19 protein-coding genes and 1 pseudogene are annotated in these 22,964 nt (G+C 68.1%); 12 read left to right on the top strand and 8 right to left on the bottom strand.

Annotated features, from left to right (window positions below; genetic code table 11):
• Positions 1–1,439 (top strand): vWA domain-containing protein (locus VF697_RS27585; RefSeq protein WP_331099713.1); only part of this gene is annotated, 1,439 nt, incomplete at its 5' end.
• 50 nt (positions 1,440–1,489) lie between these two features.
• Here VF697_RS27585 and VF697_RS27580 read toward each other — a convergent pair.
• Positions 1,490–2,395, bottom strand: coding sequence for a hypothetical protein (locus VF697_RS27580; protein ID WP_331099712.1), 906 nt, complete (start codon positions 2,393–2,395; stop codon positions 1,490–1,492).
• A 56-nt stretch (positions 2,396–2,451) separates the two neighbouring features.
• Here VF697_RS27580 and VF697_RS27575 point away from each other — a divergent pair, with 56 nt between their 5' ends.
• The 3 genes from VF697_RS27575 (at position 2,452) to VF697_RS27565 (ending at position 5,600) form a co-directional block, all read left to right on the top strand.
• A complete protein-coding gene (locus VF697_RS27575) occupies positions 2,452–3,489 on the top strand; it encodes an alpha/beta fold hydrolase (RefSeq protein WP_331099711.1) in 1,038 nt (345 codons plus the stop codon).
• Positions 3,490–3,638: 149 nt separating this feature from the next.
• Positions 3,639–3,806 carry a YtxH domain-containing protein gene (locus tag VF697_RS27570; RefSeq protein WP_331099710.1) on the top strand — a complete coding sequence of 56 codons (168 nt, stop codon included), beginning with the start codon at positions 3,639–3,641 and terminating at the stop codon, positions 3,804–3,806.
• 6 nt (positions 3,807–3,812) lie between these two features.
• Positions 3,813–5,600 carry a CotH kinase family protein gene (locus VF697_RS27565; RefSeq protein ID WP_331099709.1) on the top strand — a complete coding sequence of 596 codons (1,788 nt, stop codon included), beginning with the start codon at positions 3,813–3,815 and terminating at the stop codon, positions 5,598–5,600.
• Positions 5,601–5,606: 6 nt separating this feature from the next.
• Here the strand turns inward: VF697_RS27565 and udk are convergent, their stop codons facing one another.
• A complete protein-coding gene (gene udk, locus VF697_RS27560) occupies positions 5,607–6,242 on the bottom strand; it encodes a uridine kinase (RefSeq protein ID WP_331099708.1) in 636 nt (211 codons plus the stop codon).
• Between the two features lie 258 nt (positions 6,243–6,500).
• Between udk and VF697_RS27555 the strand changes: the two genes are divergently transcribed.
• Together VF697_RS27555 and VF697_RS27550 are read left to right on the top strand one after the other, a co-directional pair.
• Positions 6,501–7,406: a hypothetical protein gene (locus VF697_RS27555; protein ID WP_331099707.1), complete on the top strand. Its 906-nt coding sequence runs from the start codon at positions 6,501–6,503 to the stop codon at positions 7,404–7,406.
• 193 nt (positions 7,407–7,599) lie between these two features.
• Positions 7,600–8,511, top strand: coding sequence for a hypothetical protein (locus VF697_RS27550; protein ID WP_331099706.1), 912 nt, complete (start codon positions 7,600–7,602; stop codon positions 8,509–8,511).
• Positions 8,512–8,514: 3 nt separating this feature from the next.
• On the opposite strand, the gene VF697_RS27545 is transcribed toward VF697_RS27550, so the two are convergent.
• On the bottom strand, positions 8,515–10,158 hold the full coding sequence (locus VF697_RS27545; protein ID WP_331099705.1) for a DUF692 domain-containing protein: 1,644 nt from the start codon (positions 10,156–10,158) through the stop codon (positions 8,515–8,517).
• A 129-nt stretch (positions 10,159–10,287) separates the two neighbouring features.
• Positions 10,288–11,175 carry an RNA polymerase sigma factor RpoH gene (gene rpoH / locus VF697_RS27540; protein WP_331099704.1) on the bottom strand — a complete coding sequence of 296 codons (888 nt, stop codon included), beginning with the start codon at positions 11,173–11,175 and terminating at the stop codon, positions 10,288–10,290.
• A 314-nt stretch (positions 11,176–11,489) separates the two neighbouring features.
• Between rpoH and VF697_RS27535 the strand changes: the two genes are divergently transcribed.
• Together VF697_RS27535 and VF697_RS27530 are read left to right on the top strand one after the other, a co-directional pair.
• Positions 11,490–12,623 carry a dipeptidase gene (locus tag VF697_RS27535; RefSeq protein WP_331099703.1) on the top strand — a complete coding sequence of 378 codons (1,134 nt, stop codon included), beginning with the start codon at positions 11,490–11,492 and terminating at the stop codon, positions 12,621–12,623.
• Positions 12,624–12,671: 48 nt separating this feature from the next.
• The gene (locus tag VF697_RS27530) at positions 12,672–13,151 is read left to right on the top strand and encodes a hypothetical protein (protein ID WP_331099702.1); all 480 of its coding nucleotides are present in this window, start codon (positions 12,672–12,674) and stop codon (positions 13,149–13,151) included.
• Here the strand turns inward: VF697_RS27530 and VF697_RS27525 are convergent.
• Positions 13,148–15,361, bottom strand: a complete 2,214-nt coding sequence (locus VF697_RS27525) for a hypothetical protein (protein WP_331099701.1) — start codon at positions 15,359–15,361, stop codon at positions 13,148–13,150. The genes VF697_RS27530 and VF697_RS27525 overlap by 4 nt on opposite strands.
• A 472-nt stretch (positions 15,362–15,833) precedes the next feature.
• Here VF697_RS27525 and VF697_RS27520 point away from each other — a divergent pair, with 472 nt between their 5' ends.
• The 3 genes from VF697_RS27520 to VF697_RS27510 all read left to right on the top strand — a co-directional run bounded on the left by VF697_RS27520 (position 15,834) and on the right by VF697_RS27510 (position 18,781).
• Positions 15,834–16,760: a DUF6310 domain-containing protein gene (locus tag VF697_RS27520; RefSeq protein ID WP_414641346.1), complete on the top strand. Its 927-nt coding sequence runs from the start codon at positions 15,834–15,836 to the stop codon at positions 16,758–16,760.
• Entirely contained in the window at positions 16,757–17,512 is a 756-nt protein-coding gene (locus tag VF697_RS27515) for a DUF5953 family protein (RefSeq protein ID WP_331099699.1), read from the top strand. The genes VF697_RS27520 and VF697_RS27515 overlap by 4 nt, the downstream gene beginning before the upstream one ends.
• A 342-nt stretch (positions 17,513–17,854) precedes the next feature.
• A complete protein-coding gene (locus VF697_RS27510; protein WP_331099698.1) occupies positions 17,855–18,781 on the top strand; it encodes a hypothetical protein in 927 nt (308 codons plus the stop codon).
• Between the two features lie 589 nt (positions 18,782–19,370).
• Here VF697_RS27510 and VF697_RS27505 read toward each other — a convergent pair.
• A complete protein-coding gene (locus VF697_RS27505; protein ID WP_331099697.1) occupies positions 19,371–19,550 on the bottom strand; it encodes a hypothetical protein in 180 nt (59 codons plus the stop codon).
• A gap of 383 nt (positions 19,551–19,933) precedes the next feature.
• Entirely contained in the window at positions 19,934–20,407 is a 474-nt protein-coding gene (locus VF697_RS27500) for a T6SS effector amidase Tae4 family protein (RefSeq protein WP_331099696.1), read from the bottom strand.
• Positions 20,408–21,227: 820 nt separating this feature from the next.
• On the opposite strand from VF697_RS27500, the gene VF697_RS27495 reads away from it, so the two are divergent.
• On the top strand, positions 21,228–22,010 hold the full coding sequence (locus VF697_RS27495) for an IS5 family transposase (protein WP_331099695.1): 783 nt from the start codon (positions 21,228–21,230) through the stop codon (positions 22,008–22,010).
• 336 nt (positions 22,011–22,346) lie between these two features.
• Here the strand turns inward: VF697_RS27495 and VF697_RS27490 are convergent.
• Positions 22,347–22,964: pseudogene (locus tag VF697_RS27490) on the bottom strand (alpha-2-macroglobulin); the annotation flags it as partial.

Below are 22,964 nucleotides of genomic sequence, written 5' to 3'. Positions count from 1 at the left end.
CGCCAGCGATGGTGGACGAGGAGGTCATGTTCAGCGCGTCCGAACCGCTGGCGGACCTCGATGACTCGTTCGAAGGCGGCGGGTACGACCCGATGGAGGTGACCGGCTCGCATCCCATGCCAGCCGCGCCACCCATGCCCGCCTCCATGGCCCCCGGTGGTGCTCCTCCGATGCGCCCGGCCATGGCGCCCATGGCCCCTCCCCCGCCCTCGCCCGCTCCGGCGGCCACGCCGAGCATGGCTCCCATGCGGAAGGCGGCCAGTCCGGTGATGAAGGAGGATCTCGGCGGGCTCCACGAGGAGGAGAGCCCGGGGTCCTTTGAAGAGGAGAGCCCGGGGTCCTCTTATGAGGCGGACGAGGAAGTGTCCGAGGACACGGAGGACGCGAGCCCGCCGAAGGGTGGCCGGGGCGGGATGCTCGACTCGCTCAAGCGCCTGGTGTCGAAGAGTGACGAGCCGGCTCGCCCACGGCCCCAGCAGGCGAAAGCCCGACGCGGCGGCATGTCCCTGCGCTCGGAGGACTCGGACAGCTACTCGAAGGAGCAGCTCGACTACGCGACGAAGAAGGGCGTGGGTGAGCTGGACCTGGTCTTCCTGGTGGACGAGACGGGCAGCATGGGCGTCTACATCGAGGAGGTGAAGCGCCGGCTGGGCGAGATCATCGACGCGCTCGAGGAGGCGCCGCTGTGCCGCAGCCTGAGGCTGGGCCTGGTCAGCTACCGGGACCACGAGCCGCAGGACTCCACCTTCGCGAGCCGCGTCGTGCCCCTCACCTCGGACATCCCCTCCATCCGCCAGGGCGTCGAGCGCATGCAGGCCTCCGGCGGCGGTGACGGCCCCGAGTCCGTCACGGATGGGCTGTACGACCTCGTGCGGCTCGACTGGCGACCGAAGGCGGCCCGGGTGGTGGTCTGGTTCGGCGACGCGCCCCCGCACGGTGTCGAGCCCTCGGGCGACGGCTTCCCCCAGGGTTGCCCCTGCGGCCACCACTGGTACGTGCAGGCCGAGAGCTGCCGGGAGATGGGCATCACCATCTACTCGGTGGGCTGCCTGCCGGGGCTGCGCGGCTTCGCCGGGGCCGAGGACGTGTTCAAGACGGTGGCTCGCACCACGCGCGGCCTCTACCTGCCGCTCACGCAGGCGCCGGTGCTGGTGCCGCTCATCGTGGGCGCCGCGGAGTCGGAGCTCGACCGGCAGCGGCTGGAGGAGCAGATCGCCGAGGTGGTCGCGCAGCACGAGCAGGCGCTCGCGCAGGCCGACGATCAGGAGCGGGTCCGCTTCGTGACTGACGTGCTGAAACAGGAGCACGTGCGGCCACGCGCCATGGTGTACGAGGAAGGCCAGTCCGGCCCGCCGCCGCTCAAGTTCCGAGAGATTCTTCCGGAGGACGTGGAGGCGGGCCTCGACGGGCTGAGGCGAGCCGGCCGGACCTCGCTCTAGACAGGGAGGTCCCCGCCCTCTCTCGTGAGAAGGCGGGGGCGGGCCGCGGGCTACTTCTTCGCGGCCTTGGAGGGATCGATCTCCTCCTCGGCCCGCTCGGTGACCTCGGCGCCTTCCCACTTCTCGCCAGCGCCGAGCCGCCACTCCGAGGGCACGTCCAGCTTCCACAGGTACGTGGCCGCGGCATCGCCCCCCGACGCGGCGCGCGAGCTGACGTTGAAGGTGATCTCCATCTTCTTCACCTCATTGGGGATGAGGTCCATGTCGTAGTGCCCGAGCACCATCTGCGGGGGGAACTCGGCGATGAAGCGCTCGGGGAAGTCCACCTTCATGGAGGGATCCTCCCCGGTCATCTCGCCGATGAGCTTCCCCTTCTCGTCGGTGAGCTTCCACTGGGTCTTGAAGGAGGCGCTGGTGACCATCTTCTTCACCTTGCCGTCCTGGCGCTCCTCGCGCTGGGCGCCCCAGAGCACGAGCTGCAGGCGCACCTGCGGCTTGTTGAGCACCATCACCACGTCGGAGGACAGCACGTCCAGGCGCATGCCCTTGTCGGTGGCCGTCCACACCGGCTTGTAGCGGCCCTCGCGCATCTGGTCGAACACCTTGCGCGTGTAGTCGTAGAAGGCCTTCTTGTCCTGGGCCCGCTCGTCCTTGTCCCCGCGCTTGTCGAGCTCGTCGAGGTACGCGTCGAAGTTCTTGCTCAGCTTGTAGCGGCTCTGGTGCGAGGAGACCTGCTCGAAGTACGTCTTGAAGAACGGGGAGATCTCCTGACGGTAGGAGCCCTCGTCGGGGTTGGTGCGCAGCCAGCCCACGCGCTCCAGGTAGTCCTTCTGGATGCGGGTGAAGTCCGCCTGGCGCTGGGCCTCGTCCGCCCTGGTACTCGCGCTGCGAGACGTCACCACCCCGGCGCTGATGATGCCCACGATGAGGACGATGAGTCCGAAATAACGCTTCACGCGGAGATGCTCCTCTCTCGGAAATGACGGCCGTAGTGATATGAGACCCGGCTCGCGTGTACCAGACCACCGGCAGCTACACGTTACCGGTTGCACTTCCTCTAGAGGAAGGCGGCCTGCTAGGCGGGGCCTCGCTCTCCTGGTCTGCCTACGGTGAGCGCTCCGACGACAATGTTGCGGTGCTGCTGCACGACCTCGCCCACTCCCACCACGCGCTGGGACCGGTGGAGCCGGGAGCCTTCCAGTCCTCGGGTTGGGGCGCGGAGCTCGTCGGCGAGGGGCTTCCGCTGGACACCTCGGCGCTGCAGGTGCTGGTGCCGAACCTGCTCGGCAGCCCCTTCGGCTCCACCTCGCCGGTGACGATCGACACCCAGGTGGGCAGGCCCTACGGCCCGGCGCTGCCGACGGTGACGGTGACGGACATGGCGCGCGCGGTGGCGGCGATGCTGCGCGGGATGAAGGTGGAGCGCGCGCGGGCGCTGGTGGGCGTGGGGCTCGGCGGGCTGGTGGCGTTGCAGCTCGCGGCGCTCTTCCCGGAGCTGACGACGGCGGTGGTGGTGCTCGGGGCCGCGAAGGCCCTGCCCGAGACCCTGCGCGAGCGGCTCGGCCTCACCCGCCAGGTGCTGCGTCAGGATCCGGACTTCCGCGACGGCCACTACGCGCCGGGCCAGGGACCCAAGCGGACCCTGCGCAAGCTGCGCCTGGAGTACCTGCGGCTGCTCCAGGGGCCCGACTCGTTCCGCTGCATGGACCCGAGCGTGGCCGCCGCCGAGCAGGCGCTGGAGGCGGATGCCGACGCCTTCGCGGAGACCTTCGACGCGAACGCCTGGGCCCTGCTGTGCACGGCGTACGCGGGAGCAGATGTCACCGACGGCCTGACGAAGATCCGGGCGCCAGTGCTGCTGGCGACGGGAGCGGACGACGCCCTGGCGCCGCCGTCACGGGTGCGGGACACGTACCACCTGCTCAGCGCGGCGGGCGTGCGAGCCCACTACCAGGAAGTGCCAGAGCCCTGCGGTCACGCGAGCCTGCTGCGGCAGGCGGGGCGGCTGCACCGACCGATACGGGACTTCCTGCGCCGCCGGAGTTCGTGAAGCCGGTTCGCCTGCCTGCCTGTCCTGCGTCCCGCTGGGCAGCCCACTTCCACGCAAGTCCCTGTGTAATGGGCGAAGCGCTCCTACCTTCCTCGCCACGACACGGCTTTGGCGGTCAAACGCCAGAGCCACGACGCGAGGAGAAGAACATGACGAGGAAGGCACTGCTGGCCCTGGCGCTGGGGACCCTGCTGACGGGAGTGGGCTGCCGCCACACGCGTGAGGGCGTCAAGGATGATGCGGAGAACGCCGCGGAGAAGACGGGGGATGCCGCGGAGAAGGCCGGCGACAAGGCCGAGGACGCGACCGACAAGTAGTCTTCATTGCCGCGCGAGGTGAGCGGCTCCACCTTTCGCCGCGTGAATCCGAGACGGTTGTTGGCCTGCCTGGTGGTCGCACTGCTCGTCGCGTGCTCGCCGACGCCTCCGGACGTCCCGGAGCCCGTCGACACTCCACCGCCAACCCCGGTCGAGCCCGGCGAGCGGGACAAGCCCGGCGAGCCTGTCGAACCCAGGCCGCCTGCTCCCGAGGTCCGCTGTCCGGAGGCCCACACCGCTCCGGCGGCGCCCCGCATCGAGCGCCCCGCGCAGGACGAGCTGCTCGGGGCCGGGGACGTCACCCTCCGGGCGACGGGATTTCGAGACGCCGGTGACAACGCGCCGGCTCGGGCCGAGTTCGAGCTCTGGTCGGTGGACGGGCGGATCCCCGTGGGGCGCGTCTGGTGGGCGGCGGTGAGCGAGCCGACGAAGCTCGCCGAGGTGCGCCTCGCCGATGGCGTCTTCCAGGTCGCGAGCGCCCGGCTCGTCGAGCGCTCACGGTACGCGGTGCGCGTCCGCTACGGCTATGGGAGTCCGCCCTGTGAGATCTGGGGCGCGTGGAGCGACTTCCGGTTCTTCAGGACGGACGATGCGTCCCGGGAGCTCTTCGACGAGGAGCAGCTGCTCGAGTTCCACCTCGAGATTCCTCCGGACTCCTGGGCCGCGATGAACGCGGAGGCGGTTCCTCCCGACTGCGTGCCGCATGAGCGCGACTACCACCGGGCCACGCTCCGCTTCCGGGACCAGGTGTTCGAGGGCGTCGGCCTCCATGTGAAGGGGGGCTGCGGCTCCGCCCGGACGCTGGAGGGCAAGGCGTCCTTCAAGGTGGACCTCGAATGGGACGATCCTCGGGAGCCCGGCTGCCCGCGCTCGCGAGAGCTCCTCGGCCGCAAGCACTTCACGTTCAACAACACCGTGCAGGACCCGAGCTTCATGAACGAGCGCCTGGGCTACCCGCTCTACCGGGCGCTGGGCGTGCCGGCGCCCCGCGCGGCGACGGTCCGGTTGTACGTCAACGGCGAGCCGTGGGGCCTCTACACCCACGTCGAGACGATCGACCGGCGGTTCCTGGCGCGCTGGTTCGAGGACAAGGACGGCGCCCTCTACGAGGGGACGTACTGGTGCGATCTCCTCCCGGAGAACGTACCGCCCGCCGGAGGGGACTCCGAGGGGTTCTGCCTCTCTCGCAAGCTCGACGGCGAGGCGTGTGGCTCGAGCGGGACGGGGACTCCGGCCGACGCCTACGCGCCCCTGCGCGAGCTCACCCGCCGCCTCCAGCGACTTCCCAAGGGCGGGTTCTACCCGGAGGTCTCCGCGTTCGTGGACTACGAGCGGTTCCTCACGACGTGGGCGCTCGAGAGCGTCATCTCCCACTGGGACGGCTACCCGTTCGGCTCGCAGAACAACTACCGCGTGTACCAGGACCCCTCGACCGGCCGCTGGACGCTGGTGTCGACGGGGATCGATCAGACCTTCGGGCACCACAAGGTCACGCGCTCCGGGCTGGATCAGGATCCCTGGGCCGTGTCGGGCCTGCTCGCGACGCGCTGCCTGGAAGAAGCGGACTGCGTGGCCGCCTTCGCCGCGCGGCTGGACGAGGTGAACCGGAAGCTCGAGGGCGCCGGGCTCGACTCCCGTGTGAGGCGCCTCCGGAGTCAGCTCGTCTCGGACGTCCAGGCGGACCCTCGCAAGGAGACGACCCCCGCCGGGTTCGAGCGCGCCGTGGAGCAGACGCTCCAGTTCCTCCGCGAGCGCCCCGCCCGGGTGCGCGAGCACCTCGAGCGGCGCCGCTAGCGCCCGTCAGCGGTGCGTGGCGGGGCTGAGCAGCTTCGCGCGCAGCGCGCCCACCAGCATCCCGATGGCGATGTCGTTGCCACCGCCGTGGGGGATGATGATGTCGGCGTGGTGCTTGGAGGGCTCGACGAAGCCCATGTGCATGGGGCGCACGTGGCGCAGGTACTGGCTGACCACGTGGTCGAAGTCGCGACCGCGCTCGTGGATGTCGCGCTCCAGGCGGCGCAGGATGCGCAGGTCGTCGTCGGTGTCCACGTAGATGCGCACGCCCATCTCGTCACGCACCGGCTTCATGTGCAGCACGAGGATGCCCTCGATGAGAACCATGTCCCCGGGGTCCACGCGCACCGTGTGCTTCTGCCGGGTGGACGTCACGAAGTCGTACACCGGCTTCTGGATGGGCCGGCCCGCCTTGAGCTCGCGCAGGTGCTCCACGAGCAGCTCCGTGTCGAAGGCGTCCGGATGATCGAAGTTGACCTCGCGGCGCTCGGCGAGCGCCAGGTCCGACAGGTCCCGGTAGTACGAGTCCTGATCGATGAAGGCCACGCGGCAGTCGGCGAGCGCGTCGCGGACCTTCCGGGCGACCGTCGTCTTGCCGGAAGCGGTACCACCGGCGATGCCAACGACGAGAGGTGACGACATGGGGCGCGAACTACCGCAGCGGGAGGACGGGCGCAAGACTCCGTCGAAAACCCGACACTGAGTACGTCCTCCCCTTCACCCCCAAACGTTCGCCTCCCGACGCGTCCCGGCCCCGGGGCGTACACGAGTCCACAGCTCCTCCAGCTCCCATCGGATTGACCGCCAATTCCCGGCTGCTCGGGCTTTCCGGATTACGCACCCGAGAGCAGCTTGTCTGTGCAGTCGTCCCCCGCCCCCCATCCGACAAAGGAGCATGCCATGCAGCTCACCCGCCTGGCCCTGCTGTCCGCGGCTGTACTGCTCTCCTCCACGAGTGCCTGCGGCCCGGTGGCCCTGCCCGAGGAGTCCCAGGAACTCGCCTCCCAGCGGCAGACGCTCTACGAGCTCAACGGCCTGTCCCCGAATGGACTGGCCTTCAACGGGCTCGCCTTCAATGGCCTGGCCTTCAACGGGCTGGCCACCGCCGAGTTCACCTCCTGGTTCCAGACGGATCCGGTGCTCGGCGACACGGTGATGAAGTACCTCGTGCAGTGCGCCGTGCCCGCCGGGCAGACGCGCAGCTACACCGCGCCCTCCACGGGCACCACCTACACCTGGACGGGGAACCTGGGGCTGGCGCCGGGCTGGGCCCAGGGCGCGACCGCCACCCTGGCCGAGCAACAGCTCATCTCCGCCTGCCTGGCGGCCCACACGAACAAGTTCGGGGTCCGCGTCCCCATCTCCGTGCTGGGGCGGGCCGCGCGGGGCGAGGTCATCCCCTACACCCGGGAGGAGCTCGAGACCTTCTCGGAGAAGGAGGCCTGCTTCTTTGGCAACCTCTTCAACGGCGAGGGCCTCTTCGTCGCCAATGACGGGCGCCTGCTCCACCCCGACCACAGCTCCGCTCGCGCCTGCGCCCGCTCGGACGAGAAGAACGATGACCGCCAGCCGTGCATGCCGATCGTCCGCGTCCAGTCCAGGTGCGACAAGTACTGCGAGAAGGACGGGTCGAAGGACTTCTACACGTCGTGCACCTACAACGGCGTCACCTACCGCCCCCTCACCACGCGGATGAGCAAGCGGGACGTCTTCAAGTGCGGTGACGACATCTGCCAGTACACCGAGTCGTGCGGCACGGGGAACACCCCGGACAACTGCGGCAAGGACTGCGGCCCCTGCCCTTGAGTCCCACCCGACTCCCGGCTGGCCGTCCGTCACCCGACAGCGGCCAGCCCTCTTTTCCGGAAGTTCACGCCTCCGCTGTCCCACCCCAGACACTCTACTTATCAGGTCAATAATCAACGCTTCTTCGTTTCAGTGACAACGGTACCCTGCAAGCGGAGCGCATCCGCCTCGTCCGCGGTCGCAGGGGAAAGACATGAAAACCGGCCCGGTTGAAGGGTCTCGTCGTCCGAAGGTGGAGCGCGCGGTCGGAGCGCTCCTGCTGGTGCTCGCGAGCGCCTGTGGTCCAGCGGAAGTGGCGCTCGAGTCCGAGCCCCCTCGCACTCAGTCCCAGGCCCTGCACACCACCAACGGGCTGTCCTTGAATGGCCTGTCCCTCAACGGGCTGTCCTTGAATGGCCTGTCCACCGCCGAGTTCACCTCCTGGTTCCAGACGAACCCGGCGCTTCACGACACGGTGATGCGGTACGTCGTCCTGTGCGCCGCACCGGCCGGAGTGAGCCGCACCTATACGTCTCCCACGGGTGAGACCCATGTCTGGGCGGGCAAGCTGGGCCTCGCGCCGGACTGGACGAGCGGCGCACCCGCCACCCTCGCCGAGCAGCGGATCGTCTCCGCCTGTCTGGCGGCGCACGCCAACAAGTACGGCACGCACATCTTCCTCTCCGTGCTCGGGCTGAGCGCCACGGGAGCGGCCATCCCCTCCTCCCCCGTGGAGCTGCTGCTCTTCTCCGAGAGGGAGGCCTGCTTCTTCGGCAACCTCTTCACCCCCGAGGGCCTCTACGTCGGCAATGACGGGCGCCCGCTCAATGACAGGGAGAGCACCGCGCGTGCCTGCGCGCTCTCCGCCAAGGGGAACGTGGTGAGCCAGGAGTGTCCCCCGCTCGTCCGCGTCGAGCAGAGCTGCGCGAGGTTCTGCACCCTGGATGACTCGCGGAATTTCTACGTGTCGTGCACGTACAACGGCATCACCTGGCCGGTCATCACGACGCGGATGCTCCGCTCGGACATCCACACCTGCGGAGACGGCATCTGCCAGTCCACCGAGACGTGCGGGACCGGCGGGACGTACGACAACTGCGGCAAGGACTGCGGCCCCTGCCCCTGAGCCTCACCCGCGCCGCAGCAGGCCGAGCGCGAGCCCCTCGGACACCGCACCGGCGGGCACCTGCTCCACCGCCCGGGGCGCCCGCGCGAGCGAGCGCAACTCCTCGAGCAGCGAGGGCGACACCGTCCGGGGCTCCACCCCCCTGCCCTTGCGCCGCACGACGAAGCTCCACGGGCCCGGGGCCGGACGCCGGGCCACCTGCGCGAGCGACTCCAGGCCGCTCACGTCCAGCACCTCGCAGGCCCAGGCACGCCCGGTGAGGTGGCGGCGCAGGGACTTCGCGGCGAAGACGAGCTCGGTGAGGTCCACCGGGAAGGTGCCCACCCGCACGTCCTCGGCGAGCCCCACCTGGCCCGCTCCGGGCGCGGGGACGGGACGCGCGAAGGCCGAGGGCAGGAAGGTCTCGAAGGAGAGCGCCGCCGCGACGCCCTCGTCCGGACGCTCGCGCAGGCGGTGGCGGGCCCAGGCCGCGAAGGCCTGTCCCAACGAGCGCCCCAGGCCCTCGAAGAGCTCGCGGAACTCCCGGGACGCGGTGAAGGCACGCAGGTCCTCCCGCGTGCCCGCGAGCAGCAGCCGCGACACCGGCCAGTCCCGGTCGAGCATCTCGGCCACCACCGCGAGGCGGAAGTCCGTCTCCGCGTGCGCCCCCTCCACGTCGCCCTCCGTCTCCTCCTTCGCGCCGTAGCCGGTGTCGAAGAGGGCCCACGGTTGGCTCTCGCGGGTGAGCGCCGGGGCGGGCGCCTTCACCGGGGTGAGGGTGAGCGGGGGCCTCGGCACCGCGGGCACCAGCGCGCGCAGGCGGCGCAGCGTGAGGGCAGCCACCTCGGAGGGGTGTCCGTCTCCCTCGAAGGTGACGGCACGCAGCGAGGGGCAGCGCGGCAGCAGCGACTCCAGCAGGGCGAAGAGCTCCTCGCGCACGGGCTGGGTGTGGTCGTCCACGTAGTAGCCCCGCCCCTTGCGCCGGGTGACGACGCCGCCGGCGAGGTGGAGCTCGATCACCTTGTCCCACGGGAAGCCATCGAGCCCCGCCTCCAGGGGCAGTCCGGCGGCGAGCTGGTAGCTGAGCAGGTGCCCCAGGTCGATCAGCAGCGGCAGGCCGGTGCGCGCGTGGACGCGGGCGAGGAAGTCCAGCACATGCAGCTCGCCGCGCTTCGCGAAGGCGGCGGGGTTCTCCAGCGCGAGCGGAACGGACAGGTGTGACTGGACGTGGAGCGCATGCGCGGCGCTGTCGCGGACGCCGGCCTCGGTGAAGGGCGGCGTGAAGTAGAGGTAGCCTGGGAACGGCTGCCCTCCCGCGTGCCACCAGCCGATGTCGTTGCCCACCCAGGCGCTGCCCACGGCGCGCGCGTGCGCGTCCAGGTCCCGGAGTGCCTTCTCGGGCTCCAGCTCGGGGCCGTAGAGGTTGAGGTGCACGGGGTGGAAGAGCACGGGCACGTCACCGCGGCGCTCCCACATCTCGGGGAAGAGCGAGGCGTGCGCCCGTGTCTCGTCGAGCGACAGGGGCGCGCTGTACTCCACGTAATCGAAGAGGCCGGGCGACTGGGCGAGCAACCGGTAGGGCTGCGGCTGATCCGCCGCGTCGAGGTTGCTGCTGAGGCCCAGCCCCCGCCAGGGGAGCGTCCAGGCCGTCGCGTCAGGAGGGCTCATAGGGCGTCAACCCTACAGCGGGCGCGCGACATTCTCCCCGCACGAACGCGAGAGGCGTGAGACAGGCGACCGACGACAGTCGGTCCACCCGTCCACGCCTCTCGGTACTCCCCACCCCCGTGGGTATTCTTAGCCGACGACCGCCGCCGCCTCCGGGTTCTCCTCGGTCATCAGCGTGGCCAGCTCCGCCTTGAGCTTGTCCTTGGCGCGGATCTCCAGCTGACGGGCGCGCTCCCGCGAGAAGCCGAAGTGCTCGCCCAGCTCGCTCAGGGTCATGCCCGCGTCGCTCATCACGCGCTGCTCGATGATGAAGCGCTCGCGCGGATCCAGGCGCGCCAGGGCCCGCTGGATGCGCTCGCGGGTCATCTGGGCCTCCTGACGGTCGGCGATCTCATCGGCGTGCGAGGCGCTCTCGGACTCCACGAAGTCCAGGTGGGTGGCGTCACCGTCCTCGCCCATCGGCGCGTCCAGCGACAGATCCCTCCCGCCCATGCGCTGCTCCATCTCGCGCACCTCGGAGGCCTTCACGTTCAGCTTGCGGGCGATCTCCTCGGCGTTGACGACCGTGCCGTCCCCGGCGCCCAGCTTCTCCAGCTCGCGGCGGGTGCGCGCCAGGGCGAAGAAGAGCCGGCGCTGCGCCTGGGTGGTGCCGAGCTTCACCAGGCTCCAGTTCTTCAGCACGTAGTTCTGGATGTAGGCGCGGATCCACCACACCGCGTAGGAGATGAGGCGGATGCCCTTGTCCGGATCGAACTTCTGCACCGCCTTCATCAGGCCGATGTTCGCCTCTTGGATGAGGTCGGACATCTTCAGGCCGTAGGAGCGGTACTCGTAGGCCACCTTCACCACGAAGCGCAGGTTCGCCGTCACCAGCCGGTGACCCGCGGGCAGGTCGCCCTGGCGGAACCGCCGCGCGAGAGCCTGCTCCTCCGGCTGGGTCAGCAGCGGGTACTGGCTGATCTCGGAGAGGTAGGTCGAGAGGAAGTCGGCGGACGCGAAGGAGGAGGAAGCCTGCATGGTGAGCTCTCGGGGGTAGGAAGGCTGTGGGGTCGTTGCCTCGACTGCGTGTCCTGAGCATTGAGCAAGCGGGATGCCAGGGCGTCCGTCGAACCGTCCCCGAGCGAATACGGGCACTTGCATCGAGCGCCCCCCATGCTTAAGTCTGAAGGACAAGTAATTTTTACCGCTCTCCTCTGAGCCGACCCCCTCCCAGAATTACAGTGTTCCGGGTGAAGAGGATCAGACGCCGGATGTGGCTTTGGGTGGTACTCGCGGTGGGAGGCCTGGGATGCGCCGTGCTCCGGCCGCCTCCCGAGGAGACAGGCCCCTCGGTGGACGCACATGTGCTCCGGGCGGATCTGCACGTCCACGTGACCATGCGCGAGGCGCTCGGCCCGCTCTTCCAGGGCGAGCCCGGAGATGGGGGGCTCGCGAGTTCGCACGCGGATCGCCTCGTCAACCAGGTGGACGCGGCGGCGTTTCGGCGGGCCGGAGTGAGGCTCATCCTCGCGACGGTCTGGCCGCCCCCCGCCACCCGTCCCGGCCGGAGCGCGCTGGGCGAGGCCCTCCACCAGTTGGAGGAGCTTGAGGCCTTCACCCGGCGGAGCCCGGACTTCGTGCTGGCGCGGAGCGTGGAGGAAGCCCGCCGGGAGCTCGCTCGCGGAGAGCTGGTGCTGCTGCCCGCCGTCGAGGGCGGCGAGGGCATCCGGCGCGTGGAGGACGTGGATCGGCTCTACGCGGCGGGGGCCCGCTCCCTCACCCTCGTCCACTTCTTCGACAACCCGCTGGCGGGCGCGGCCGATGACCAGTTCGGCGCCGGGGTGGGGACGCTCACCCGAGGACGGGACGGCGGCCTGACACCGCTCGGAGTGGAGGCGGTCCGGAGGATGATCCAGCTCGGCATCCTTATAGATGTGGCCCACGCCAGCGACAGGACCATCGAGGACGTGCTCGCCCTCACCGGGCCCGCGGGGGTGCCGATCCTCTATTCGCACACCGGCGCGGGGTGGGCCGAGACGCGCTGCCTGAGCACGCCCCTCGCCCAGCGGATCGCCGCGGACGGAGGGTTGATCGGCATCGGCCTCTTCCGCTCCCCCTTCCAGGAGGTCCCCGCCGCCGAGCGCTGGGAGGGCTTCCAGCCGGGGACGTGCGATGACGACGTCGCCCACTGGCTCCACTACGCGCGGCACGTGGGGCCCGAGGCCGTCATGCTCGGCAGCGACTTCAGCAGCGTCATCCTTCGCGCCCGGCCGGGCGGCGCCTGTGCGCGAGGCATGCGCCATGCGGGAGACCTGCCCGCCCTCTTCACCGGGCTGGAGGCCCACGGCGTTCCGAGAGAGAGCCTCGATGGCTCCGGGGCACGGCTGCTGCGGGTGCTCGAAGCGGTGGAGGCCCGGGCGGAGCCCTCCGTCCAACGCTCGGCCCGGCAGCTCGCCCTGCCCCGGGACAACCTCTTCCTCGAGTAGAGGCGTACACTCCTACCCCAGCGCACATGGACGCCGAGAAGGCCCTCCTTGCTTCCGGTGATCGAGTGCCATACTCCACCGCCCACCATGCTCGCTCACTCGGACGTGAACGGAACCAGGACCTGGACCACCCCGAACGGGGAGTTGCGGCTGTGGCAACCGGCGCCGCACGTCATCGTGACGCGGTTTCAGGGGCCGATGTACGACGGCCATCTCGCGCAGCTCGCGATGGTGACGATCGAGGGCATCTGCGCTTCCCAGCCGAAGACGGACATCTTCCACGACTGGGAGGGGATGGAACTCTACGCGACCGAGGCCCGGAACCTGATGACGGATCGGGCCATCCCGCTGGCGCCGAAGATCAACTCCCTCAGCGTGCTGTTCGGCTCGAAGGTGGTGCTGATGGGGGTGTCCCTGGCCAACCTCAAGCTGGGCGGCATCACCCTGTTCAAGGGCCGGGAGGAGTTCGACAAGGCCGTGCAGCAGGCCGCGGCGAGCCGGCCCGGCACGTTCAAGCCGACCCCCTAGGGTCCATAGGCGCGGTCGAGAATCCGCGCCGCCTCGAGGCCACTGGCCTTCGCCGCTTCCACGTCCAGGCCCTCGCCGTGGCCCTGGCCCCGGCCCTCGAAGGTGACGCGCGCGTTCTCGAAGGCGGCGGTCCGCGGGCAGGCGGGCAGCTTCAGCGCCGAGCGGAGGACCTCGCAGGGCTGGGACTCGGCGACGTCGAACACGGCGCCGCCCTCCCCCTTCATGTGCAGGTAGTGCACGCGGCCTTCGGCGAAGCGCACCGCCGTCACGCCTCGGCCCAGGAGGGACTCCACCTGAGTGCGCGGGCGCGTCTCACGCCACGGTTCCTGCCCGCCTTGTGAGAACGGCAGCCACTCCCGCCAGCGCAGCGGGGCGAGCCGGAGCGCCCGCTCCTCCTCGGGCCGCACGCGCACCGTGCCGAGGAAGGCCTGGCAGTGCGTCGTATCGCAGACGGGGCGGCCCGGATGGCGGCTGTCGGCGTGGCGCTCGTTGTGGGCCACCACGAGCGCGAGCGCCACCCTCGCCTCCCCCTTCAACTCCGAGTCCTCCGCCGCCACCACCCCCGCCGTGTATTGCAGGCGCGTGGTGCGGAAGAGGAAGTCCGAGCCCCTGCGGGCCTTGAGCGCGTTCGGGCTGATGGGCACCCCCGGCGGAGGCGTGTAGGGCGGCGGCGCGGACGCCGTGAAGACGCCAGCGTAGTCGCGACCGGCCGGCGCATCCGGGAAACGCACGCGCCAGGGACTGCCGAGGCACACCGCCGCGCCCTTCGACACGAGCGGCTCCAGCTTCGAGAAGCCCTCGGGGAGGGCGCGAGGCGTGCCTCCCTCCAGGGCGAAGCCCGAGCCCCGACAGGCGGCCTCGAGCCCTCCCGGCGGCACCAACCCCAGCACCTGCACCCGCGCGGCCTCGAGCCCGGCGCGCTTGCGCCGCACCTTCGCCAGCAACTCGGGCACCTCGTCCGCGAAGGCCCTCGGCATCTTCCCCGGCCGGGCCACCACCGCCACCAGGTCCTCGTCCACCGCGACGATCCACCCGAGCCTCGGCCGGCTGTCCGCGTCGCGCACGGTGCCCGTCTTGGTCGCCACGCCCGCGTAGGCCCTCGACGCGGGCAGCTCCGAGAGCGTCCCGCGAGCGGCGTTGTCGGCCAGCACCGCCAGCAGGTCCGGCCTCGCCTCGGCCAGCAGCCGGTACGCCTGGGCCAGTCCCCACGGGGAGAGGCGCAGCGTCGAGCGCAGTCCGATGGCATCCGCCATGTCCAACGGCTCGCTGGACAGGCCCACCGCGGCCAGCACCGGGCCCCATGGGCCGAAGGACTTCGGCGCGCTCCCCTGCCCCTCCCAGTCCAGGAAGTAGCCGTTGCACGAGCGCAGCAGCGCCGTCTTCACGTCCACCTTCCCGGGCAGCCTGTCACCGCAGAGCCACTCGGGCACCTCCGCGCGCGGCGGGAGCACCGGCGGGGGCGTGGCGCTTCCGGCCACCACGAAGGGCTTCAGCGTCGAGCCGTAGGGCATCGCCTGCTTGATGTCCCCCTCCGCGAGCAGCACCTCGCCCGAGTGGCGGCTGAGCACCACCGAGGCGGAGGCCGCCGTCTCCATCGTCACTCCGGCCAGCTCGTCCACGGACAGCGGCACCGCCCATCGGGCCCCGTCCTGGCACTGCCGCAGCCGGCGCGTGAGGGCTTTCGGAAAAACCGCGTCCTCGTTCAGCACCCGAGCCAGCGCCCGACGGGCCCGGGGTGTGTCCACGCTCGGGTTGCGCGCCAGCTCCGCCGAGGCACTCGACAGGGACTGGTAGGGCGCCTCCCGCCACTCGGCCAGCTCGCCGCTCACCGCGAGCGCGAAGGCCTCGTGGAACATCCGGTCCTCCGCCGAGGCGGGACACGCCCACCACAGGAACTGGTGCGCCAGCTCGTGCCGGAGCGCCACGCGCAGCCGCGCATCCAGCACCCCGGGCGTGGCCTGCCGCAGCTCCACCACGCCCGGCCGCCCCTGCCCGTTGCGCGAGGGCAACATCCCCTCCCCGCGTTGCAGGGAGATGTTTCCCGGCGCCCGGCCGGGCGCTCCGCCGGCCTCGGCCACGTAGTGCGCCTCCAGGGCCTTCCACGTGGCCTCGGCCTCCGAGCGCAGCTCCGCCTCGGGTGTCACGTCTCCCCGGGTGAGGAAGACGGGGGTGGCCGTCAGCAGGGCGACCATCATGGCGGACCATCCCATCACGACGTCACCACTCTCCCTGGCTGAAGTCGATTGCCTTCCACCGTGCCCAAAGGCCCAGATACGTTGTATCCCTTCTCCCGCAGGACGGGTACTGCTCCAACTTCTAGAAGAAGGTGTGCGAGGCAGGAACGTGTTCGCCTGCCCCGCTGTACAGGCAGGCTCAAGGTGCGGGCGTCGTGACAGCAGCGCAAACGGTGGGCGCTGGGACGCAAGACAACGCGCCCCGTGCAGTGAGACACGACGGCGGCCCTCGGTCGTGAAGGGGCAAGGCGAGGAACAGAACGAACTTCTGCGGGCCATCTATGACCATAGAGGCTGCGCAAACCATGCTTGGCTGCGAGCGTTCGCAGATCTTCGAGTTGTTGCGGAGCGGTGCGTTACGACGCGGGCCGAAGGTTGGCAAAGCCGTGATGATCCAAACGGCCCCGCCAGAATCCGCCAGGTCCTGAATTGATTGGAGAACGTAGCCATGCGTTTCCGAGCGTGCATCGCACTTCTGCTCCATGTCTCAGCCTGCGCTACGTCAGCGCCCAGCCCAAGAGAGCCAGCGGCCCGCGACCCGAGGCTCGCCAACCTCCAGCGCGCGGCGAAGCTGCCCTGGACGGATGGGGGGCGGTGCGCCGTCCGCGAAGCTTCTGAGCCCTGGCCCGAGCTGGCGGAGCGGTGCTTTCATGCCCTGGACCATGACCGGATCGAATTTCACGACACCACGGGGCGATGCGCGGTTGCCTCTGCTGGTGCCACTGCCCTGGGGGTCGGGGTTTGCGTGCTGGCGGCACCGGAGCTCGTCGTGGGAGCGGTGATCGTCGCGGGCGTGGTGGTGGTGGGCTTTGCCATCAAAGAGGCGTTGGATGCGTATGCGCTGGATATGGGTCGCCCCGAGGTAAGGCCCGTGCCAGAAACGCGGCCCGTGCCTGAAACAGCGCCCGCCCCGCAGAAACCCTCGCCGGAAAAAAGGCCCAAGCCGGAGCCCAAAGGGCCGGACTTCCCTCCCGTGGGGCCAACCGACATCTCTGAACGAGAGCGACGTCGCAGGTGCGAGCCCATACCGGAACCGCACGCGGGCGAGGATGACGCGCATAACAGGTGCGCCGATCAGTTTCCGCCCAACCGTTATCCCGGAATGGATGTGCTCGTGGGCGGTGTGAGCTTCGATGCACTGCAAGTCGGCGTGCGTGTGCTGTGGGAAATCAAGACCCATCGATTTGACGCATACCCTGACTTTGTTCAAGACAAGGAAATCAAGAAGGAAATGATTCAAATAGAGAAGCAGCGAAAAGCTGCGGCGGCATGCGGATATGGCTATGTCGTTGGGGTGAGCACCGAAGCGCACAAAGCCGCGCTGCTCGAAGAAAGTCCCACTCTCGATGTTGTTGTTACGGGGTGCACACGATGACCAAGCGTAAAGCCCTCACCCTCATCGTTTACTCGCCTGCGCTCGTGGGCAAAGACGGACGCACGCTCGATGTCGTCCATGGGCTGGAGAAGGCGCTCCCCGGCTTGCGCCTGGAGTGGCGGCTCTCCGAAGGCGGGCGACCCATCGCATTGCCGCAGCGCGACGCGTGGCTCGTAGAAAACATTGAGGACGGGGGATTCCCTCTCGTGTGCAACGGGGACGAGAGTTACCCCGTGACGGTTTGGGGAATGGGAAAATCGGGACTCCTTAGCGCAGGCGGTCAGGACCAGTTTGAAGTGCATGCAAAACTGCCACTAGGCGAGCCCGTGATCACGGCGGCAGCGAATGTGCTGGAAGGAATGGCGGAAGGGGCGCGCGCATTTTGGGGGCACGCGTCGCCGTATGGTTACGGCTCGGAAGTCGCGCAGCAGTTTCGCCGCTCGCCTCATGGACCGGAGCGCTCACCCCGTGGGCTTCCCATGCTCAACCTTCCAGAGAAGCTCCCCGCGCCTGAGATTCCCTGTTTCCTTGGGTGGCTGAACTATTGGTCTGCTGCTGCCGCGAAGGCCATCGGGTTCCCGGATCCTGCTCGCGACGCCGAGCTGCTGTCGCGGGCGCGCCGCACGCCGTTGAGTGGGTGGGTCGTGCAGCTCACGGATGCACCGCTCGATTACGACAACCCCGCGCACCTGGACGCGCTCAAACGGGCCTACGAGCGCTTCCCAGAGATTGGCGGGCGCGCAGCCCCTTGAGACTTGGCACGGCTCGCGCTGGCCGCACTCAGTTCGAGTTTCGCAGTTTCTTGATGCTGCCAGACATCGGAATGCTTGGGAGTCGTCATCCCGACACGTCCCCTCCTGTCCCGCCCCGTTCCAGGTCATTCCGCAGGCTCATGCGACATACGCGCAACATTGCGGGGCCCTGCCGACGTGCTCAACCCCCTGGCTTCGGCACGTCTGGTAAGAGGACGTCACCCAGGGTGGCCACGCGGGCTCCGAGGGCCTCCCAGAGATTGAGCGTACAGGACGCTGTGGCTGTCGCCGCCCTATCCCAACGAGCCGCAGGCGGCTCGGTACCATGCTGGCGAGGCCTGGATGATCCAGAATGGTCGCAACCCGGCGATGGTGAAGAGCATCGAGTTCTCGAACGTCTTCATCTTCGAGAAGGAATCCAAGCGGATGCCCGTGTTCGTGCTCCACGAGCTCAGCCACGCCTATCACGACCAGGTGCTCGGCGTCGGCAAGCACGCCGGCCTCATGGATGCCTATGCGCGCGCGATTGCAAACAAGAGCTACGACTGCGTGGAGCGCTGGCGTGGGCCCGAGCGGCCCACCACGTTCGAGCGTGCCTATGCCATGCTCGACGAGTGGGAGTTCTTCGCGGAGAACTCGGAGGCGCTCTTCGGCCGCAACGACTTCTATCCCTTCACACGTGAAGACCTGGGCAAGCACGACCCGGGCATGCTCGCGCTGCTCCAGCAGGTGTGGCAGGTGACCCCGACCACGACACCCACCCCGACCACGACACCCACCCCGCCGCCGGTGTCCGCCGCCTTCGATGCCCGCTGCTACTACCGGTTGACGACCCTGTGGCAGGGCGAGGGCATGTCGCTGGACATTCTCTATGACGGCAAGGACAACAACGTGCCCATCCTCGCCAGGACGGGCAACTACGCGGGGCAGCTGTGGAAGCTGACTCCGGAGGCCAACGGCTTCTACCGACTGACGACCGAGTGGCGTGGGACCAGCCTGTCCCTGGCCAACACCGCCGGCAATCGCCCCCTCCTCGTCAAATCGGCGGCTGTTCCGGAGCAGCGATGGAAGCTGACTCCGGAGCCCAACGGCATCTACCGGCTGACGACCCAGGCGCAGGGCGACGCGCTGTCACTGGACATCGTCAATGACAGCAGGGCCAACAACATCCCCATCCTCGCCAAGACAGGCTGCAATGACTCGGGGCAGCTGTGGAAGGTGACCCCCGTCCCCCCGCTCCCTGAGCATGGAGTGGAGGATTCGCCGTGAGCCAGGAGCGGCAGGAGGTTCTCGTCGGCGCCATCGAGGCGGGCGGCACCAAGGTCGTCTGCGCGGTCGGACGTGGCCCCGAGGAAGTCCGGTGATCAAGGAACCGATGGGGCACGCGACCATCGACATGACGGAGCGCTATGCCCACCTGAGCCCGGACACGCGCAGAGAGGCGGTCGGGGTTCTAACCGGCCCTTTGCGCCCGCGTGCGACATACGTGCAACACGGAGGGAGAAGGCTGCCAACCACCCGTGAGCACGGCGTAAAAAAGTGGAGGCGGCGGGAATCGAACCTGCCGCCTGGCACTCCCAGAGTGGGCTTGGTGGATTCTTGTGAGAGCTTGGCGGCAGCGTGTGCCCTGGCGAGGTGTGGCTGGGGAGGGACTGGTGGGGGAGCACGGGTGAGAGTTCCAGCGGAGGCGGCCGGAGGGGACAGTATTGTCCCGCTCTGGGACGGCAGCACAGTGCGTCTGCCCTATGGCGGCTGGATGTGCTGCTGTGCCTAGCCTGGATGATGAACCATCGCAGCCAAGCCGTCATCAAGGCCAACGGACTCTTTCCGATACCAATGGGGCTTTTCTATTCAACGCTCAATGTTGCGAGCGCTTTGGGTCGTCGCCAGAAAACATTCGGTAAATCTTCTCATCCATGCCTGCCCCAGGACAGAACGCATTGCCATCGAAAACTTGCCGCGAAGCCTCGATCCGTCCTTCCTGAATCAAGATTCCTTGTATCTGAGTACCGCAAGGAATTTTGAGCACGGGATCCATGGCGCCCTCTGCCGCCGGCGCTCCCCCCACCACGACCGCGACCCAAGTCTTGATGTTCTGCCCATAGGCAGAAATCCGAGGCGCCCCCTGGTAATCAAGTACGACATTACATGGAGGAGCCATCCCAAGGAGGAGCTTCCCCCTTTGTGTCGGACTGGTGAACAACACGGAGCATCGGCCCTCCGATGAAGTAAACCGCAGAAGATAATCACGAACCTGGACTCCCGGTATCAGCCCACCATCCTCGGGAGTCATACTGCTTTGTTGGATGTCCTCCTGCGGAGCGGTCGTGCTCTTGGGAAATTGTCGACCTTTGACAGCATGAACCATCGCCCCCAATCCAACGATGGCCAAGCCCAATAGACCAACCGGAACCGCACGCTTCATGGAAGTTCCCAAAACCATACTGCCCCAGACACCCCAACCCATGCGGAGGAGCCGTACTTCATCTCCTTGCCAGCACCCTGACTGATGCCATCCCAAAGATCTATGTGATCATAAAGGTAGCCATCATTGCCGCGGAATTGACTACAGAGGATAATTCCTTTCTTTCCCCGAATATTTTCCGCAGGCTTCTGCGACTGATAAAAAGATTTCTTTTTTCCGAACAAATCGGAGCGGTTACTCATCCAATCAGCCAGCTTTCTGGCTCCAAGCGTATGGCCATCATGCCCTTTCTTCTCACAGTTGGGCACCGAATTGGCCGGCACGCGAACGTTAGCCTTCAGCAAAGCCACTCCCATGCGAATGGCGCACTGATTGACATAGTTAGGCTGACCCGTATCACTTTTGCATGGCTCGATGATTGTCGGAGCGGGATGGTTGTCCCAGAGGCTCTTGAAATTCAACTTCGGCATGATGCGACCCCTTCAATCCACTATAAATCCAAGGACGTAACCACAAGCGGTATCGTGCTAAGGATGAAGCAACAAGACTTGGTGGAGGGCTCTAGGATACGACGTCAACGGGATGCAATTACCGTACATCCTGTTGGACACAACAACCCCTGTTCCTGGGATTTGTTTCGAAATCGACACATGGCCGTGACTGGGAAGCGCGAGGGGGCGAGCGACTTTGGAGCACCTGGGATTGCCCACGGCAGGTGCGCGCTTGGCCCCAGCGCGAGGGCCACATAAGGCCGCAGGGTGTTGAGGCTTGAGCAGCCACAGCCAACAGGCCCACTCCCCCTGTCGCCCCTCCAAGGAGGTTGGAACAGGCAAGCGTGTAACCCAAGGGAACACTACCTGGAGTGCACTGGCATGGCGCACGGCTTGTGTGCTCCCGTCAGAGGGTGTTGAACTGGGGCGGGCAGGCTCCGGTACATTTCAGCCTCGTACTGGGTACTCAAGAAGCACAACGGCCAGCGGAGAACAACCCGCTGGCCGCATGAACGCAGACCGACAAAGACTTCAATGAGGCAGCGTGACACATCCGCAGGAGTGCGCTGCATGGGCCAAGTGCAATGGACTCCATGCCCGGCCCGCCTGGTTCTGCGCACACCAAGAGCTGCCCTCATTGCATGAGCTGCCTTGTGCGATGAACTCGCGTCCTGTTGGTGCCTGACTCTGTCCTCCTCCTTCTTGGTTGCCCACCAGAAAAGTAATGCCGGGGACATGACCGCGCAAGTTGTCCCCGCGCGCGCGGGCAACTACTTCCAGAGGCATGAGCGACCTCCCAATGCCGACGAGGAAGTCCTACCCCACCGACCTCACTGACGCGCAGTGGAGCTTGATAGAGCCCTTCGTCCGGGCCAGCACCTGTGGACCCCAGGACGTGCTGCACCCTCGCAGAGAGGTGGTCAACGCCCTGCTGTACATCCTCCACACCGGAGCGCAGTGGCGCTACATGCCGCACGACCTGCCGGACTGGCAGCTCGTCTACCACTACTTCGACCAGTGGAAGAAGGACGGCACCTGGAAGAAGCTCAACGACACCCTGCGCATCAAGGTGCGCAAGAAGGCCGGCCGTGAGGCGGAGCCGACGGCGAGCATCCTGGACAGCCAGAGCGTGAAGACGACGGAGGAGGCGCAGACAAGAGGCTACGACGCGGGCAAGAAGGTGAAGGGCCGCAAGCGCCACCTGCTGGTGGATACGCTGGGCCTGCTCCTGCTGGTGTGGATGACGACGGCGGATGTGCAGGACAGGGATGCGGCCCAGGCCGTGCTCCCCATGGCGGCTCAGCAGTACCCCACGCTCCAGAAGACGTGGGCGGACGGGGCCTACGCCGGGCCACAAGTGGAGGCGGTGGCCAAGGAGAGCTGTATCAACGTCGAGGTGGTGAAGCGCTCGGACCTCGACAAGGGTTTCGTCGTCCAGGCCTGGCGCTGGATTGTCGAACGTACCTTCGGTTGGCTCAACCGCGAGCGGCGCTTGTCCAAGGACTACGAGCGCAAGGAGGAGTCCTCCGAGGCCTTCATCCACCTGGGCATGATTCGTCTCATGCTCCGCCGCCTCGCCTGACTGCCCCAGTTCAACACCCTCTCAGCGGCCTTCCTCTGCCTCTCTGCTCCCACCCGCTGTCCTCGACATTACCCCCATTTCACTATGCGCACGCCTCCTGATTTGGTCCAAATTTGGTCCGACAAGAACCGATTTGGTCCCCCTAGGCGAGCCGCGCCTCCTGATTGGGAGTAGGCGCGACTCAGAGCGGCGGGCAACCTCTAGTGGAGGCGGCGGGAATCGAACCCGCCGCCTCGTTCCTGCAACGGTACCTCCATCACCCCGGGCGTGGTTCCACCACGCTCGGCCTCGGGCACACGTAGCGCGCCTCCAGCGCCTTCCACGTGACCTCCGCCGTCACCACTCGCCCTTGCTGACGTCGCCCGTGCTGCGCTTGGACGGCGCCACCTTCAGCACGTCCGTGCCCGTGCGGCCGCGGATGCTCGTCACGTACATGTCCTCGATGAAGGCCGGCGGCGCGGAGAAGGTGCCCGCGAACTGGGCCCTCATCACGTACCCCACCGTGCGCGGGCTGTCGCTCCACCACGTCGGCTCCTCGAAGAAGAACGTGGCGCGCTCGGGGCTCAACGAGCGGCGCTTGAGGGCCTCGGGCGCGAGCGGCAGCGCGTGCGGCGGACCGCGGAACACCTTGTCCTCCACCAGCGGCACGAAGCCCGCCGGCACCGCGTCCTCCACCACGTAGTACGCCGAGCGCACCCGGTTCTCCCCGTGCGCGTCCAGCGTCAGCTCCACGTACACCTCCTCGCCCTGGCTCACGCTGTCACCCGCCGCGAGCGGCACCCGGCCGCCCTCGCGCAGCACGTAGTACGCGCGCTGGAGGCTCATGCCCTCGTCCACGGGCTTCACGTCCGCCAGCGGCGTGGAGGCCGTGGCCCGGAGGCTCGCCACGCCCTCGAAGTCCGCCACGTCCACCGTGCGCGTCCCCGGCTCCAGCGTGGCCACCAGCCCCATGCC

The organism is Archangium sp. (assembly GCF_036388035.1).
Classification (GTDB): domain Bacteria; phylum Myxococcota; class Myxococcia; order Myxococcales; family Myxococcaceae; genus Archangium.
This window is presented reverse-complemented; position numbering and strand designations above follow the sequence as displayed.

Coding starts and splice junctions, on each gene's coding strand:
- VF697_RS27570 (WP_331099710.1), top strand. CDS start 3,639: ATGACGAGGAAGGCACTGCTGGCCCTGGCGCTGGGGACCCTGCTGACG.
- udk (WP_331099708.1), bottom strand. CDS start 6,242: ATGTCGTCACCTCTCGTCGTTGGCATCGCCGGTGGTACCGCTTCCGGC.
- VF697_RS27555 (WP_331099707.1), top strand. CDS start 6,501: ATGCAGCTCACCCGCCTGGCCCTGCTGTCCGCGGCTGTACTGCTCTCC.
- VF697_RS27550 (WP_331099706.1), top strand. CDS start 7,600: ATGAAAACCGGCCCGGTTGAAGGGTCTCGTCGTCCGAAGGTGGAGCGC.
- VF697_RS27545 (WP_331099705.1), bottom strand. CDS start 10,158: ATGAGCCCTCCTGACGCGACGGCCTGGACGCTCCCCTGGCGGGGGCTG.
- rpoH (WP_331099704.1), bottom strand. CDS start 11,175: ATGCAGGCTTCCTCCTCCTTCGCGTCCGCCGACTTCCTCTCGACCTAC.
- VF697_RS27525 (WP_331099701.1), bottom strand. CDS start 15,361: ATGGGATGGTCCGCCATGATGGTCGCCCTGCTGACGGCCACCCCCGTC.
- VF697_RS27520 (WP_414641346.1), top strand. CDS start 15,834: ATGCGTTTCCGAGCGTGCATCGCACTTCTGCTCCATGTCTCAGCCTGC.
- VF697_RS27515 (WP_331099699.1), top strand. CDS start 16,757: ATGACCAAGCGTAAAGCCCTCACCCTCATCGTTTACTCGCCTGCGCTC.
- VF697_RS27510 (WP_331099698.1), top strand. CDS start 17,855: ATGATCCAGAATGGTCGCAACCCGGCGATGGTGAAGAGCATCGAGTTC.
- VF697_RS27505 (WP_331099697.1), bottom strand. CDS start 19,550: ATGGATCCCGTGCTCAAAATTCCTTGCGGTACTCAGATACAAGGAATC.
- VF697_RS27500 (WP_331099696.1), bottom strand. CDS start 20,407: ATGCCGAAGTTGAATTTCAAGAGCCTCTGGGACAACCATCCCGCTCCG.
- VF697_RS27495 (WP_331099695.1), top strand. CDS start 21,228: ATGCCGACGAGGAAGTCCTACCCCACCGACCTCACTGACGCGCAGTGG.